This window comes from Pseudoalteromonas sp. 11L1, assembly GCF_055397545.1.
Genome location: NZ_AP041141.1, coordinates 2,193,245 through 2,210,525 on the forward strand (window position 1 = coordinate 2,193,245; position 17,281 = coordinate 2,210,525).

The 17,281-nt window shown below is 40.6% G+C and carries 10 protein-coding genes and 1 pseudogene; 2 read left to right on the forward strand and 9 right to left on the reverse strand.

Going from position 1 to position 17,281, the window contains the following annotated elements; genetic code table 11:
- Positions 1-7: 7 nt before the first annotated feature.
- From ACZ5WS_RS10365 to ACZ5WS_RS10375, 3 genes are all read right to left on the reverse strand, one after another.
- Positions 8-1,291: a YeaH/YhbH family protein gene (locus tag ACZ5WS_RS10365; RefSeq protein WP_198523326.1), complete on the reverse strand. Its 1,284-nt coding sequence runs from the start codon at positions 1,289-1,291 to the stop codon at positions 8-10.
- Positions 1,292-1,322: 31 nt separating this feature from the next.
- Complete coding sequence (locus ACZ5WS_RS10370) at positions 1,323-3,245, reverse strand: PrkA family serine protein kinase (protein WP_010388602.1); 1,923 nt, start codon at positions 3,243-3,245, stop codon at positions 1,323-1,325.
- 209 nt (positions 3,246-3,454) lie between these two features.
- Positions 3,455-4,036: a superoxide dismutase gene (locus ACZ5WS_RS10375; RefSeq protein ID WP_010388603.1), complete on the reverse strand. Its 582-nt coding sequence runs from the start codon at positions 4,034-4,036 to the stop codon at positions 3,455-3,457.
- A gap of 264 nt (positions 4,037-4,300) precedes the next feature.
- On the opposite strand from ACZ5WS_RS10375, the gene ACZ5WS_RS10380 reads away from it, so the two are divergent.
- Complete coding sequence (locus ACZ5WS_RS10380) at positions 4,301-4,639, forward strand: Grx4 family monothiol glutaredoxin (protein ID WP_024602947.1); 339 nt, start codon at positions 4,301-4,303, stop codon at positions 4,637-4,639.
- A gap of 198 nt (positions 4,640-4,837) precedes the next feature.
- Here ACZ5WS_RS10380 and ACZ5WS_RS10385 read toward each other — a convergent pair whose 3' ends face one another.
- The 6 genes and pseudogenes from ACZ5WS_RS10385 to ACZ5WS_RS10410 form a co-directional block, all read right to left on the reverse strand.
- Positions 4,838-6,142 carry a sensor histidine kinase gene (locus tag ACZ5WS_RS10385; RefSeq protein WP_464708407.1) on the reverse strand — a complete coding sequence of 435 codons (1,305 nt, stop codon included), beginning with the start codon at positions 6,140-6,142 and terminating at the stop codon, positions 4,838-4,840.
- Positions 6,142-7,469, reverse strand: a pseudogene (locus ACZ5WS_RS10390) (sigma-54-dependent transcriptional regulator). The gene ACZ5WS_RS10385 and the pseudogene ACZ5WS_RS10390 overlap by 1 nt, the downstream one beginning before the upstream one ends.
- Positions 7,470-7,554: 85 nt before the next feature.
- The gene (locus tag ACZ5WS_RS10395; protein ID WP_464711499.1) at positions 7,555-8,760 is read right to left on the reverse strand and encodes an ABC transporter permease; all 1,206 of its coding nucleotides are present in this window, start codon (positions 8,758-8,760) and stop codon (positions 7,555-7,557) included.
- 14 nt (positions 8,761-8,774) lie between these two features.
- The gene (locus ACZ5WS_RS10400) at positions 8,775-10,088 is read right to left on the reverse strand and encodes an ABC transporter permease (protein ID WP_464708409.1); all 1,314 of its coding nucleotides are present in this window, start codon (positions 10,086-10,088) and stop codon (positions 8,775-8,777) included.
- A gap of 3 nt (positions 10,089-10,091) precedes the next feature.
- The gene (locus tag ACZ5WS_RS10405; RefSeq protein WP_464708410.1) at positions 10,092-10,802 is read right to left on the reverse strand and encodes an ABC transporter ATP-binding protein; all 711 of its coding nucleotides are present in this window, start codon (positions 10,800-10,802) and stop codon (positions 10,092-10,094) included.
- 35 nt (positions 10,803-10,837) lie between these two features.
- Entirely contained in the window at positions 10,838-12,094 is a 1,257-nt protein-coding gene (locus ACZ5WS_RS10410) for an efflux RND transporter periplasmic adaptor subunit (protein ID WP_464708413.1), read from the reverse strand.
- A 722-nt stretch (positions 12,095-12,816) separates the two neighbouring features.
- Between ACZ5WS_RS10410 and gltB the strand changes: the two genes are divergently transcribed.
- A complete protein-coding gene (gene gltB, locus ACZ5WS_RS10415) occupies positions 12,817-17,274 on the forward strand; it encodes a glutamate synthase large subunit (protein WP_464708416.1) in 4,458 nt (1,485 codons plus the stop codon).
- The last annotated feature ends 7 nt before the right edge of the window (positions 17,275-17,281 follow it).

The following is a 17,281-nucleotide window of genomic DNA, read 5'->3' on the forward strand; positions in this document are numbered from 1 at the left end:
GCTTTGGCTATGCAGCCCCTTGCTGTTGACGGCCTTTTTTAAATAGCTCCCTAAATATAGGGTAAATGTCTTCAACACCTTGAATATGTTGGATGGCAAAATTACTGTGAGTTTGGCTAATGCTTTGGTACTCGCGCCATAGACTTTGGTGGGCGCGGGTAGTAATTTCTATATAGGCAAAGTATCGTACTGCATGTAACAGATTGTTACGTAAAATATGCCCACATTGCGGGGTATCATCTGCCCAGTTATCACCATCAGAGGCTTGTGCTGCGTATATATTCCATTCATCAGCATTATAGCGCTCTGCTATTATTTCATTCATTAGCTTAAGCGCACTTGAAACGATAGTACCGCCCGTTTCTTGGGAGTAAAAAAACTCTTGTTCATCAACTTCTTTAGCTTGAGTATGATGACGAATATACACAACCTCAATGTCTTTATAGCTGCGAGTTAAAAACTGATAAAGCAAAATATAAAAGCGTTTTGCCATGTCTTTGGTGGCTTGATCCATTGAACCGGATACATCCATTATACAAAACATTACTGCTTTGCTGGTTGGGTGTGGTTGTTTATTGTAGTTACGAAAACGCAAATCGTAGTTATCAATAAAGGGTACCGATTTAATTTGCTGCTTTAGAATGTCGATTTCTTGTTGCAACAATGTCACAGCGGCTTTGTCGCAGTGTGGTTGTTCAAGCAGTAGCGCGAGTTGACCTTCAAGTTCACTAAGGCGGCGCTTTTTTCCTGCGGTCATTGCAATTCTACGAGCTAAAGAGCCTTGTAATGAGCGCACTACGTCAATATTACTGGGCATACCGTCGCTGCAAAACCCAGCGCGATGGGTTTTCATTTGTACGAGCTTATCGAGCTGGTTTTCTTGTAAATTAGGGAGTTCTAAATCTTCAAATAACAAATCAAGATATTCATCTTTAGAAATTGAGAAAACAAAATCATCTTGGCCTTCGCCAGAATCACTCGCTTCACCTTCGCCCGCGCCACCGCCTTGTCCACCTTTAGGTCGCTCAATTTTATCACCAGTAGAGAACTGATCGTTCCCTGGATGTATTTGCTCTCTATTACCGCCTCTACCTTGATGAAAAGTAGGTTCACTAATATCACGCTGTGGAATAGATATACTCTCTCCAGAGCTAGAGTCGGTGACGCTGCGTTTATTTATCGCATCAGACACCGCTTCTTTTATCTGCTTTTTATAACGCCTAATAAAACGCTGGCGATTAACCGTACTTTTGTTTTTGCCATTTAAACGCCTGTCGATAAAATGCGCCATAATGACCTCCTAAAAACTGCAATTATGAAGGTTATTGCGATTTTCTAACCCGTAAATACCACTCAGATAGCAAACGCACTTGTTTTTGCGTGTAGCCTTTTTCAACCATACGGTTAACAAAGTCCTCATGCTTTTGCTGATCCTCAGCCGATGTTTTAGCATTGAATGAAATGACAGGGAGTAAGTCTTCGGTGTTTGAGAACATTTTTTTCTCAATAACAGTGCGTAGTTTCTCATAACTCGTCCATAGCGGATTCTTGCCATTATTGTGAGCGCGAGCACGTAGTACAAAGTTAACAATTTCATTTCTGAAATCTTTAGGATTTGAAATACCTGCCGGTTTCTCAATTTTTTCGAGCTCAGCATTAAGCGCATCACGGTCAAACAATTGCCCTGTATCAGGGTCGCGATATTCTTGATCTTGAATCCAAAAATCAGCATAAATAACGTAGCGGTCAAAAATATTTTGTCCGTATTCCGAGTACGATTCTAGATAGGCGGTTTGCAGCTCTTTACCTATAAACTCAACATATTGTGGAATTAAATAGCCTTTTAAAAAGCTTAAATAACGCTCTTCAACCTCGGCACTAAATTGTTCTCGTTCAATTTGTTGCTCAAGTACATAAAACAAATGTACTGGGTTGGCGGCCACTTCGGTGGTATCAAAGTTGAATACGCGAGATAAAATTTTAAACGCAAAACGAGTTGAAAGACCGTTCATGCCCTCATCGACACCAGCGTAATCACGATATTCTTGGTATGACTTAGCTTTTGGATCGGTATCTTTGAGTGTTTCACCATCGTAGACCCGCATTTTAGAGTAAATGCTAGAGTTTTCTGGCTCTTTTAAGCGCGAGAGAGTGGTAAATTGAGCTAAAATTTTAAGTGTTCCTGGCGCACATGGAGCATTATAAAGCTCACTGTGTTCAATCAGCTTATCGTAAATTTTAATTTCTTCGGTCACTCTTAAGCAATATGGGACTTTAACAATATAAACACGGTCTAAAAAAGCTTCGTTGTTTTTATTGTTTTTAAAGGTTTGCCATTCTGACTCGTTGGAGTGGGCGAGTATCATACCGTTAAATGGCAGGGCGCTTATGCCTTCTGTGCCGTTATAGTTGCCTTCTTGTGTGGCTGTTAAAAGCGGGTGTAGCACTTTTATCGGTGCTTTGAACATTTCCACAAACTCCATTAAGCCTTGGTTAGCTAAACATAATGCGCCTGAATAAGCGTACGCATCAGGATCATTTTGCGCAAAGTGTTCAAGCTGGCGGATATCTACTTTACCTACAAGAGCTGAAATATCTTGGTTGTTTTCATCGCCGGGCTCTGTTTTAGCAATCGCTACTTGATTTAAAATTGATGGGAAGCGTTTAACCACTCTAAATTGGCTAATATCACCATTAAATTCTTGTAAGCGTTTTGCGGCCCATGGCGACATCACTGTTTTAAGGTAGCGTGACTTAATTCCATATTCTTTTTCGAGCAGGTTTGCATCTTCAATGGGGTCAAATAATGCCAGCGGATGGTCATTAACTGGTGAGCCTTTAATGGAGTAGATAGGCACTTGTTGCATTAAATACTTTAATTTTTCGGCAATTGATGACTTACCACCACCCACAGGGCCGAGTAAATAAAGTACTTGTTTACACTCCTCTAAGCCTTGTGCTGCATGTTTTAGATAAGACACAATTTGTTCAATAGCGTCTTCCATGCCATAAAAGTCAGCAAATGCTGGGTAACGTGCAACAACACGATTTGAAAATAAGCGACTTAGGCGAGTATCGGTAGCAGTATCTACCATTTTAGGCTCGCCAATGGCCATCAGTAACCTTTCAGGTGCACTGGCATAAGCAGACTTATCGGTTTTACAAATTTCGAGGAATTCAGCAACACTGTACTCTTCTTCTTGTGTTGATTCATAACGTGCTTGGTAGTGATCAAAAATAGTCATAATGACCTCCGAAACCTACTTTGAAGATGTATTCACTATTTAAAGTCTAGTCACGAATTTCATTTTTTGTGCAATAAAATTAAAAATTTATATGAAAAATGATCAAGATGCGCTTTTATAAAACAACCTACGTATAAACGCAATTAATGCAAATTGTAGGCATAAAAAAAAGACGCCTAAGCGTCTTTTTAAAACTAGTATTAAACTAATTATGCGAAGTTAGCGTTCGCGAATTCCCAGTTAACTAGTGACCAGAAACCTTTAAGGTAATCTGGACGCACGTTACGGTAATCAATGTAGTATGCGTGTTCCCATAAATCCACTGTTAGGATTGGAGTAACACCTGCATCTGTTAGTGGTGTAGCAGCGTTAGATGTATTAACGATGTCTAGTGAACCATCAGCCAGTTTAACTAACCAAGTCCAGCTTGAACCAAAGTTATTTACTGCTTTATCATTTAACGCGTCTTTAAATGCGTCAAATGAGCCCCATTTGGCGTTAATTGCATCAGCAATTGCACCTGTTGGAGCGCCACCGCCATTTGGAGATAGGCTGTTCCAGTAGAAAGTGTGGTTCCAGATTTGAGCAGCGTTATTAAATACACCGCCTTCTGAAGAACATACGATTTCTTCAAGTGACTTACCTTCAAACTCAGTGCCTGGGATTAAACCGTTAAGTTTAGTCACATAAGTGTTGTGGTGTTTACCATGGTGAAACTCTAGCGTTTCTTGTGAAATATGTGGCTCAAGTGCATCAATTGCATACGGTAGTGACGGTAGTTCAAATGCCATTTTTTATCTCCATCTTCTTTTGGTTGATAGTCTATTTAGTAATACGTAATGCCTGCGCAAACAGGGCACTTATCTATACCAAACAGGAATATAGTGTTACTATAATTGTTGAGTATTTTACTCAAGTTTTAGCAAACAGCAATGCTCTTGCTAAAGCTATTTAAGATTGAGGCTTTAATTGCCTATTTTAATCTATATATCTGAGGCCACAGTGAAACTTTTTCAAGGCCTAATGTGTTCGCTATCGTCATTTTGAGGTTGTAAATGGAAACCATCGATAAAATTAAACAGCAAATTGCTGAAAACCCAATCATCTTATACATGAAAGGATCACCAAAACTGCCTAATTGTGGTTTTTCTTCACAAGCATCACAAGCGTTAATGTCGTGTGGTGAACCGTTTGCTTATGTAGATATTTTACTTAATCCAGACATTCGTGCAGAGCTTCCTGCGTATGCTAACTGGCCTACTTTCCCACAACTTTGGGTTGAAGGTGAGTTAATTGGTGGCTGTGACATTATCATTGAAATGTTTCAACGTGGTGAATTACAACCACTGATCGCAGAAACAGCTGCAAAGCATAAACCTGCAGACGCTGAATAAGCGTTTAGGTAAAAAAAAGCTGCAATTTGCAGCTTTTTTTATGTCTATAAATTATTTACTCTTGTTGCTTATACGCTAAAAGTAAGGAGTGAGAAGGCAGCTTTACTCGTTTTTACGAAGCTGACTAGGTCACATGCTTCAGAGCGCGATTGAATTGCCCCTAAATTGAGCAAGTTTTCATTCTTAAATAAGTAGTTCTCAGGGTAGACTAACAAAAACACTGATCCCGCCGATTTCACGATTATGCAGGCTAATTTGCCCATGATGGGCTTCAACAATTTCTCGACACAGTGCCAACCCTAAACCACTTCCAGCTGCCTTGGTAGAATAAAAAGGGATAAGCGCACTAGCCATAACTGTTTCACTCATACCTTTTCCTTGATCGCTCACGTTAATATGAGTGCCAAGGCTATCTTGTGTTATTTTTAAACTAATATGCTCTGCTAGCGACTCTGATTCATGTGCGTTTTTCAACAGGTTAATGAGCAATTGTTCTATTTGGGTTTGATCGGCTCGTGTGGTGATGCCTTTTTGAAGGTTGCAATTAAATTGCCATTGGCTTTGTAATTGTTCGAGTAATGAATGCCAATCAACCGTTGTTATTTTAGGTGGTGGTAGTTTAGCAAACTTTCCATAGCCTTGAACGAACTCGTTTAAATGCTTTATCCGCTCTTCAATGGTAGTGAAAACGCGTTGTAAACGAGGTTCATCCACTTTCTTCGTTAACAGCTGTGCACTATGTAACATGGATGACATAGGACCTAGTGAGTTATTGAGTTCATGGCTAATGATCCGAATAACCTTTTTCCAAACTTCAACTTCTTGGCGGCTCAACTCGCGGGTCAATTGTTTAAATACAAACAACCTGTGGTGTTGGTTGTTAAGCAATAAGCGACCCATTGAAAGATGCCATGTTTGCGGTTCTTGTTCTGCTTTATCGAGAATAAATAAACCATCTACGCCTTTATTAACAGCATTAATTATTTGCTGTGGGGCTTTAGACAACAATGATGAGATTTTTTCGCCTTCAAGGGCTGTACTTGCATTAAAAAAATCTCTCGCACTGTGATTACTATAAACAATAAAATCATTATCATTTACCAATAATACAGCTTGAGGGGCGTTTTGTAATACCTTATCAAGCATCAACTCTCGTTGGTAAACCCATTGCTTTTCTTGTCTTAATTGCTTTGCAGTTTGATTGTAAAGCTGACACAAATGACCTAATTCATCATTATGGTTATAGGCCAGTAAAGTTGATAGTTCCCCATCCTTAAAATTTAATAAGCCAGTTTCTAATGAAGTAATACCTTGGACCAGTTTACTACTGAGTCGATGAGCCAATAAACTACTTAGCGCGGCTGTGAAAATAACACTCAGTGCTGTTTTTATAACGTCAACATCCAACAGCCAACAACAGATAAAAACAGGGATAACAGAGGAAAATACACACACTAAAATCACTTTAGAAGTTAAAGAAAAGCGGTATCTTGATTTAACCATTAGTAGGCAATCTCAAACTTATCAAGGCGACGGTAGAGTGCTTGTCTGCTAAGGCCAAACTCACGTGCTACTTTGGCAATCACCCCTTTATGTAAACGCATGGCATCTTCAATTTGTTGTTTGTTAGGCTCTATTTTTTGAGTCAGTGTTTGAGGCGTAATAGGAGTTAAACCAAAGTCATCGATGCTTATCTCACCGCTGGGTTTAAGCACACTGACTCGTTTACATGCATTTTCAAGTTCACGAACATTACCGGGCCATGAATGGGCTAAAAGTAGGTTTTCGCATTGTAAATCCAGCTCACGCTCTACTAAAAAATGACGAATAAGGGGAAGTATGTCATCCGGTCGTTGGTTAAGACTTGGTAAGTTAAGTTCAATTACATTTAAGCGGTAGTATAAGTCTTCTCTAAACTGTCCTTTGCTGATTGCATTTGTTAGGTTTTCATTGGTCGCTGATATTACACGGACATTAACTTTTCGGGTCTGGGTTGAACCTAAGCGCTCGAATTCTCCCGTTTGTAAAATCCGTAAGAGCTTCATTTGTCCTGATAAAGGGAGATTACCTATTTCATCTAAAAATAATGTGCCACCATCAGCCGCTTCAAATCGACCAATCCTTTGTTTTTGATCCCAGTAAAAGCACCTGCTTCTGCACCAAATAATTCTGCTTCTATTAGTTGATGGGGAAGGGCACCTGCATTGACCGTAATAAACGCAGCATTTTGGCGAGGTGAGTTTGCTTGAATAATTTGTGCTATGCGCTCTTTACCACTGCCATTTGGGCCTGTTATTAATACTGAGACATCAGATTTGGCGACTTGTAATGCCATTTTAACTAATTGCTCCATGGCCGTACTGCGATAAATTAAACCTACTAAATTAGCATTTTCTATAGATGCATCACGCTCTTGCTGGTGGCGCAACAAGGTTTGGTTTTGTTTTTTTGTCTTTCCTAGTTCAATTAGATTATTAACACAGGTAATAAGCTTGGCATCATCCCATGGTTTTGGTAAATAATCAGCCGCACCGGCTTTGACAAGTTCAACGGCCGTTTCAAGCTCAGTCCATGCAGTGATGAGAATAATCGGTAGATGGGGATTAAGCTCTCTGAGTTGATAAAAGAGCAATTTTCCCTCTTCTCCCGAGGTTGTATCGTTACTAAAGTTCATATCTTGAAGCACAAGTGCAATACGCTGATATTGCACAATTTGAATTGCTTCAAATGGGCTATTAGCAGTAACCACTTTATAGTCGTGAATCTCTAGCAATAATGATAGTGCGTCTAAAATTGCAGGATTATCATCAACGATAAGTATTTTTTCCATGTGAATTTAATCGCTGTTTATTATTATTTAAATATTGAAAATGCTACACCGTATTTAGCCAGTGTAGCATAGGTTGGGAGCTGCTTTATATTGTTCTAGTGGCGATACTAGGCGAAATATTTGCTGCGCGTTTAGCTGGACCAAATACAGCCAAAATACTCATTGTAAACACCATGGCTGCGGTGGCAGCAATATAACTTGGTGGTAATACTGCTATTGAAAAGTGTTTCATTAATAATTGACCTAATAATAGTGCTGCAATAGCACCTAAAAATAAGCCGGCACTGCAAATCAGTGCATTTTCAACTAAAAAATAATTAACAATTGCAGATTTACGAGCGCCTAAAGCACGACGGGTTCCAATTTGCTTGGTACGTTTATTTATATTAAATAGCGTCAAACCAAAAATGCCCAGTGCAGTTACCAATACCAGTATGGTTATGAGCACAATTAACATACGCATCATCAATGTGTCTTCAGCCATGTATTGGGCTTTATCTTGGTCAAGGCCCCGAACTCGGATAATTACACGTTTGTTGTAATTTTCTAGCATCTCGTCTTCAATTCGTTTAGCAATATTTGCCCGCTCATTGGCTGCTGTGCGAACTAAAAAATTCCCCGAAATATTAGGATTTATATAAGGAATTAATGCGACATTATTTGGGCGGCTGTCTTTGAGCCATGGGCCTTTTGCATGCTTAATTACACCAATGACTTTCATTGGAATATCACCAAGGAATATTGTTTTTCCTAATCCATCTTCATCAGGAAATAGCTCATTTAATAATGCCTGTGTCACAATGGTAACATTGGCTCGCTGATCATTATCGTTAGTGACAACCACTTCGTCTTCTCTAAAATTGCGTCCTGCAATAAGTTCAACCCCAAGTGTTTTAATTGCATGATCATCTGTAAAAAAGTAAGCAGTTCTTGCAGAAAGCCCAGGCTCAGGAGCTGAATTGATACTGAAGTCAGAAGAGCTACCACTTCCCGATAAGGGTATGTTGTTTATATAGGCGGCGTCTTTCACTGCGGGCAAAGCTCTTAACATTGCTTCATCAAGTTCAAATTGTTGGTGGCTTTTGACATCCTTACCAAAGTGCATGACATGAAAAGCAAGTATTTCATCTTCGGGGTATCCTGTATCCTGGTTAAGATACGTTATTCTATCTTGAATAATAAACGCTGCGTTACTGACAATAGCAGTAGTAATAGCTATTTGGATAAGTAGCAACAGCGCACCAACTTTAGATCGACACAGTGCATGGAAAATAGGTTTAATTTCTAACATCATAATGCTCGTCCTTATTGGCTTTTTAGGTAAATTGCAGGATTGGTTTTACATACCAGCCAAGCAGGATAAAGCCCAGCTATTATGCAGGTGCTAATTGCAATGAGTGGGGCGCTCAATAACATGGTTAAATCCATGGTCGCTAAGCTCTCGTAGTAGCTATAGCTTTGGCGAACACCCAATAAGCCAAACTGGGCAAGGATAATACCAAGTAGCCCACCTAAAAGTCCTAGCATGGCGACTTCGATAATATGTTGCATAAAAATCTGTCGCTTACTGGCTCCAAGTGCACGGCGTACACCGACTTCTGGGGCTCGACGTAAAAATTTTGCAAGTAATAAACCGAGGATATTCGCCAAACATACAGCCAAAAACATAAAACTAAGTGCGACTAAAATTTTGTTATCTTGACTGACCACGTTGTTATAGGCCATCCACTTGTTAACATCTCGAATACTGTAAGCTAACTCTTTGCGATTAAAACGACCAAACTTTTGTTGCTCTTGCATGTAGGCTAATAAATAATTTTCATAATCATTTTTTTGTTGTTCGTTAGTTAATTCAACCCAGAATTGAATCCACACCATTTCTGACTGTAACTTGGCACTAAAGCTTCTAACATCCTCATGTTTCCAACCATTGGTATTCCCCCAATTACCAAGCTGTTTTGCTTCAAGAAGACTAAATGGCATAAAAAGTTGTTCAGGGTCATTAAATGAACCATTATTTAAATCGTAGTATTTGATGGTTAATGGCCAGTTTCTAGTAACCCCAACCACTTCATAACTCGCATCATCAAGATAAATAATTTTACCCACTGAATTTTCGCCAGCAAAAAGCTTATTATTTAACTCTTCACTGATCACAACAACGGGGGCCGCGTTTTCTTCTTGCTGCAGAGACCATTTTTCACCATAGAGAAACTCAAGATCAAACATATTAAAAAATTCTGGGGTTGTTAGTCTCGCACTTTGGCTAAATGGTTTTACTGTGTCAGAGTCTATGTAAACAGAGAATCCACTGCGCACCATTTTTAAACGCTGGCCACCTATCTCTGATTTATATAGGTTTGCAGCATCTTGATAAGTTAGTTGTAGCGGGAGGTTATCAGACGTCCACCAAGTGTGGCCATCATCCATTACTTGCAACTGCACAGCATAGAGCTGGCTACTTTTATGCGCAATGGGATCCGCTGACATCATGTGATAAACGCTTAAACTCGTCATAGTGATGCCAATACCTATGGCAATCGCCAGTACCATTAAAAAGCTCACTAAAGGCGTGCGCTTGAAGCTGCGCCAACTTAAATCGAGGTAATGTAGAAGCATGGCTTAGGCTCCAGCAACATTTTTAAGGTTTTGTGCACCTTGATACAAGGTGAAATCAGCAAGTTGACCGTCTACAACTTGAATGTTTCGAGGGGCACGCCGAGCAAGTTCTGCATCATGGGTGACCATGACAATGGTTGCGCCATCGCGATTGATTTGTTCAAGCAGCTCCATTACTTGACGAGCCATAAGGCTGTCGAGATTACCGGTAGGTTCATCGGCTAATAAAAATCGTGGCTCGCCAGCAAGCGCGCGTGCTATGGCCACTCGTTGTTGCTGTCCGCCAGAGAGTTGCTGTGGCAAATGTTTTGCCCGAGAGGCAAGGCCAACTTGTTCTAAGCATTTTTCAATGCGACGTTTACGCTCTGCGGCTTTAATACCTCTATAACGTAGTGGAACTTCAATATTTTCATATAAATTTAAGTCGGGGATCAAATTGAACCCTTGGAAGATAAAGCCAATTTTCTGGTTACGCACATCAGCGCGTTGATTATCGTTTAACTTACCTACATCAATTCCATCAAGTAAATATTCACCTGCAGAGAAGGGCTCTAACATTCCAGCTATATTTAAAAAGGTCGTTTTTCCTGATCCGCTAGGGCCTGTAACAGCAATAAATTCGCCTTCATCAACGTGTAGATTAAAGTCACGTAATGCATGGGTTTGAACCATTTCTGTTTGATAGACTTTACTTATATTATTCATCTTTAACATGCTTTTTCCTTTTATTGTTTGGTTCTACGCGATTGTTAGCGAAGTAATAATGTGTGTGTGTGTTTGAAACTGTTATAGCTTGAGATAATCAATTCATCGCCAGCTTGAACCCCTGAGATTAACTCAATCGCATTAATGCTGGTTGCACCAATTGAAATATCAATGAGCTGAGCTGTATCACCGGATATTTTATAAACCTGTGTGCCGCCTTGTTGTAAAAATGCCCCACGCTTAACCTGTAAAACATCATCACGATTTTCTAATAAAATACGTGCTGTTAATCGTTGGTTTTGTCTGATACCCGTCATGTCTTTGTTAAAACGTACACGCGTTGTGACTTCTCTATTATTGACTTCTGGTGATATGGCAGAAAGGGTACCCATTACTTTGCTAGCGCCCATTGTTATCTCTACGTCCATACCTAAACCAAGCTCATTTGCATAACTTTCAGGAACTTGTAGTTCTGCTTCAAAATTGCTCAAATCAACTAAAGTCATTAGTGGTTGGCTTTGTGTTACCGCTTCTCTTTGTTGAACTAGCAGGTTACCTACAATCCCTGGCACAGTGGCTTTAATTGTTAAATTATTCACTTTACGAAGTAGATCATCGACAATCAGTTGTTGACGAGTGACATCTCGTTTAGCTGCCTGTAGCTCAAAGGCAAGTGTATCTTTGGACAATTCAACTTCTTGCTCTGCATGTTTATAAGAAAGTTTTGCGCGGGCAAGCTCATCAATGGCTTTTTCATGATCAATTTGACTGATCACATTTTTTTGCATTGACAAGGTCGCTCTGCGATTCTCTCTATCGGCAGCGTTTAATTCTACTTGTGCTAAATCAAGTGCTTTATTTAGGCTTAATGATTGGCGGCGTGCTTCAAGATGTTTGCGTTGTAGCTCGCCTTCAAGACGAGCTAAAACAGACTGTTGCTGCTTTAATTCGTTTGTGAGCTCGGGGCTCTCAACCATGGCTATTACATCATGCAGTTTCACTGTGTCACCAGCATTTACCTTTAATGAAACAAAGCCACGTTCAGGGCTGTAAACTTTTGGTGCTCTGGCGGCGACAATTTTACCGCTGGCTGCAACATCGCGTATTAGTGATTGGCGTACAACTGTAGCTATTTGTAGGCTTACTCTATCAACCGAGATAGTACCTTCTTGATCAGCATTTAATAGTGCATATACACATAGAGCAACTAGGCCCACAATAAATATAAACAGCCTGATGTATTTTTTAAAATTTATAGGTTGTGAGATTTGCGTGTCTTGCCCGCTAGTGTCTTTAATCATTATATGTTCTCTTAGTGTTTTTCAAACACAGTAATCATTAGCGAGGCAATAAACAGAATAATTGGTGAAATTAAAAATAAGCCAATAGTAAACATTCGAGCATCCTCAAAATTTATATAGTTATGCTGTATTCGAATAGCATGCCATTTTTTATCTTATTGAATTTATTTGATTTTTAACTTTACCCTTGTTGTTTTACATGTCCGCGGACATAAAAAGTGTCCGCTGCGGGCACTTTTTTGATTTGTCTATGGGATGAGGTTACCTCAACGTAAAACAAAGCAAGTTGTTAATTAATGCATAACATGAGGGGAGCGTTTAAATCTATTGAATAAACTATGCGCTAATAGAAGCCGCTGTAATTAAATGTCGTGTTCAGATGAATTACTAATACAGCACAAAAGAGGAAATAGCCCCTAATGAATAGTTATTCATTTTTAGTTCAGCTTACGTTTACGTAAACTGCTAGTCGCGCATGCTTTTTGTTTACAAGTTTTTAAAAATAACACCGGTGTCAATCTATTTTTCGATTCGATATCTATGCAAATGTTAATGGTTGGCATTAGTTTATGATTTTTAATTAAGTTGAAATATATTCAATATAATGAATATGTATTCATAAAAATATTGACTCAAGGGTGGAATAACGCTAATTTTGTTCGTCTGTTAGCAAATCGTCGAGCCGTTCATCCACGTTAACAGCGCAGCAAGGGGAGGGGTCCATGTTATATGACTCAAAACTAGAAAAAGATAATTGTGGCTTTGGCTTAATAGCCCAAGTTAATAACCAAGCGAGTCACCGACTCATTCGTACGGCGATCACCGGTTTAGATCGCATGCAGCACCGCGGTGGTATTTCTGCTGATGGTAAAACGGGTGATGGTTGTGGCTTGTTATTACAAAAACCAGACAGCTTCTTTCGGGCTATTGCTGCCGAGAATAATTGGCATTTAGGTAAAAATTACGCTGTTGGGATGATTTTCCTCAATGCTGATCCGGTACTAGCACAAGCAGCCAAAGATGTTTTAAGCGAAGAACTAGAAAAAGAAACGCTAAATATTTTGGGTTGGCGTGTGGTTCCAACTGATCCATCAATGTTAGGACCTATTGCTCTAAAACAATTGCCAGGTTTTGAACAAATTTTTATTAGTGCGCCAGAAGGTTGGCGTTCTAAAGATTTAGAACGCCGCTTGTATGTTGCACGTCGTCGTGCAGAAAAGCGTCTAATGGACGATGAATCATTTTATATTGCGAGCTTATCTGGGTTGGTCACAATATATAAAGGCTTAATGATGCCTGCTGACTTGCCTAATTTTTACCTTGATCTTGCGGATATTCGCATGACTAGTGCTATTTGTGTTTTTCATCAACGCTTCTCTACAAACACACAGCCTCGCTGGCCTTTAGCGCAACCATTTCGTTATTTAGCGCACAATGGTGAAATTAATACTATTGAAGGTAATCGCCAATGGGCACGTGCCCGCTCTTATAAATTTGCATCGCCACTTATTCCTGATTTACAAAGCGCAGCGCCGTTTGTTAATGAGACAGGGTCTGACTCATCTAGCTTAGATAATATGCTGGAGCTATTTTTAGCTGGTGGTATGGATTTATTCCGTGCGATGCGCATGCTAGTGCCGCCAGCATGGCAAAAAAATCGAGCTATGGATGACGACTTACGTGCGTTCTATGATTTTAATTCGATGCATATGGAACCGTGGGATGGCCCTGCAGGCATCGTTATGTCTGATGGGCGCTTTGCAGCCTGTAACCTAGACCGTAATGGTCTGCGCCCTGCGCGTTATATTATTACTCAAGATGGCTTTATTACTTTAGCTTCTGAGGTGGGGATTTGGGATTACACCGCTGATGAGGTGGTAGAAAAAGGACGTGTTGGCCCAGGCGAGCTACTCGTTATTGATACCAAACTCGGAAAAATTTGGCATTCAGATGAAATTGACCAAGATTTAAAATCACGCCACCCTTATAAATCGTGGTTAGAAGAAAACGTTAAACGCTTAACACCTTTTGAAGCACTGACTGAGCAAGATGCAGGTAATCGCTCATTCGATGATGCAACTCTAGCCAAATACCAAAAGATGTTTGGCTATACTAATGAAGAGCTAGACAGTGTTATTCGTGTCATGGGTGAAAATGGGCAAGAAGCCACTGGCTCAATGGGTGACGATACGCCGTTTGCCGTACTGAGCGAAGGGCACCGTTCACTTTATGATTATTTCCGTCAAAAGTTTGCTCAGGTTACTAATCCGCCAATTGATCCGTTACGTGAAAACCATGTAATGTCGTTGGCAACGTGTATTGGCAGTGAGCAAAACGTATTTAATGAAACAACAGGGCACGCTAAACGCCTGCAATTTGATACGCCTATTTTAATGTACGCTGATATGCAGCAGCTACTTAACGCCGATGAAGCGCACTACAGCTATTGTAAGATTGATATTACTTACACCGTAGAAGAAGGCCTTGAGAATGCGGTTAAGCGCATCTGTGATGAAGCACAAGCAAAAGCCGCATCTGGCTGCATTATGCTGGTATTAACGGATCGTAACTTTGATGACAATCAATTACCTATTCCTGCAGCTATGGCGGTGGGTGCGGTACAAAAACGCTTGGTAGATAATAACTTACGCTGTGAGTCTAACATCATTATTGAAACCGGTAGCGTTCGTGACGCGCATCAATTTGCTGTTCTACTTGGCTTCGGTGCAACCGCAATCTACCCGTATTTAGCGTATGAGTCACTTGTGGCCATGAGCGATAGTAAGGTAATTAATAAGTCATACTGCGAAGTGACACTGGCTTATCGTCAAGCAATTAATAAAGGCTTGTACAAAATCATGTCGAAAATGGGTATTAGCACCGTGGCTTCATATCGTTGTTCGATGTTGTTTGAAGCGGTTGGTCTATCTGACGCGATTGTTGAGATGTGTTTTAAGGGCGTTGCAAGTCGCATAAAAGGGGCGTGTTTTAGCGACTTTGATGACGATCAGCAAAGCTTGCACAAACTAGCGCTTAGTAAACGTAAATTACTAAGCCATGGTGGCTTATTTAAGTACGTACACGGCGGCGAGTATCATGCTTACAACCCTGATGTGATTCAAACGTTACAAAAAGCAGTACGAAGCGGCGAGTATAGTGATTACAGCGAATACGCAAAGCTAGTTAATCACCGTCCAGTCGCGACTTTGCGCGATATGTTGGCTTTAAAACTACCTGAAAAGGGTATAAGCATTGATGAGGTAGAGTCTGCCACTGAGCTTTATAAACGTTTTGATTCTGCAGCGATGAGTATTGGTGCATTATCACCAGAGGCGCATGAAGCACTAGCCATTGCCATGAATCGTTTAGGTGGTTGCTCAAATTCTGGCGAAGGTGGCGAAGATAAACTTCGTTACGGTACAGAAAAAAATTCACGGATTAAACAAGTGGCCTCCGGTAGATTTGGTGTAACACCTCATTATTTACGCAGTGCGGATGTCATTCAAATAAAAGTGGCTCAAGGCGCTAAGCCAGGAGAAGGCGGGCAGTTACCGGGTGAAAAAGTAACGCCTTATATTGCTAAGCTTCGTTACTCTGTACCAGGCGTGACACTAATTTCACCGCCGCCGCATCACGATATTTACTCTATTGAAGATTTAGCCCAGCTTATTTTTGATTTAAAGCAAGTAAATCCAAAGGCACTGATTTCGGTAAAACTGGTGTCTGAACCGGGCGTAGGAACAATTGCAACCGGTGTTGCAAAAGCGTATGCCGATCTAATTACTATCTCAGGCTACGATGGTGGCACAGGTGCAAGTCCCTTAACCTCGGTTAAATATGCAGGCAGCCCATGGGAGCTTGGCCTTGCAGAAACGCAACAAGCACTTGTCGAAAATGGCCTTCGTCATCGTATTCGCCTGCAAACAGATGGGGGGTTAAAAACCGGGCTTGATATCATCAAAGCAGCCATTTTAGGCGCTGAAAGTTTTGGTTTTGGTACCGGACCTATGGTGGCTTTAGGCTGTAAATACTTACGAATTTGTCACTTAAATAACTGTGCTACCGGTGTAGCAACTCAAGACGATACATTGCGTCAAAAGCACTATCATGGCTTACCAGAAATGGCGATGAACTACTTTAAGTTTATAGCTCAAGAAGCGCGTGAAATTATGGCAAGTTTAGGTGTTGCAAACCTAACCGATTTGATTGGTCGCTTAGATTTACTCGAAGCCATTGAAGGCAAAACAGCCAAGCAGCAAAAAATAGATTTATCAGCGGTTATCGCTCAGCCAAACAACCCTACGGGTGAAACATTGTTTTGCAGTGCACCAAATAGCTCGCACTATTTAGGTGAGTTAAATGAGAGCTTACTCGGCAAGGCACAAGAGGCAATTGATAACTCAAGCGGTATTTCATTAGTGAGCCGTATATGTAATACCGATAGATCGGTTGGCGCTATGCTTTCTGGTTATATTGCTGATAAGCACGGTAATCAAGGTATGGCTGCAGATCCCGTAGTGATTGAGCTTCATGGTACCGCTGGTCAGTCATTCGGTGTATGGAACGCTGGCGGCCTTGAAATGACTTTAGTTGGTGATGCCAACGATTACGTTGGTAAAGGGATGGCTGGCGGTAAGCTAGTCGTTCGCCCACCACTGGGTTCGTCATTTGAAAGTCACAAAGCAACCATCGTAGGTAATACCTGTTTATATGGTGCCACTGGCGGTAAATTGTTTGCAGCCGGATGTGCTGGTGAGCGTTTTGCTGTGCGTAATTCGGGTGTGCAAGCTGTTGTTGAAGGTGTTGGTGATAATGGTTGTGAATATATGACAGGTGGTGTGGTATGTGTACTTGGTAATGTAGGAGTTAACTTTGGTGCAGGTATGACCGGTGGTTTTGCTTATATTTTAGATGAACGAGGTGATTTTGAGAAACGCATTAACCCAGAGTTGGTTGAAGTGGTTACTTTAGATGATTTGAGTTCACATCAAGAGCATTTACGCGGCTTAATTGCTGACCATTTAGAGCTAACAGGCTCATGTAGAGCAGAAACTATTTTAGCTAATTTTGAACTTTATTTACCGATGTTCAAATTAGTAAAACCTAAATCAAGTGACGTAAAAAGTTTACTCGGGCATCGCGCTCGCAGTAGCGCCGAACTACGTGTTCAGGCGCAATAAGGGGGCA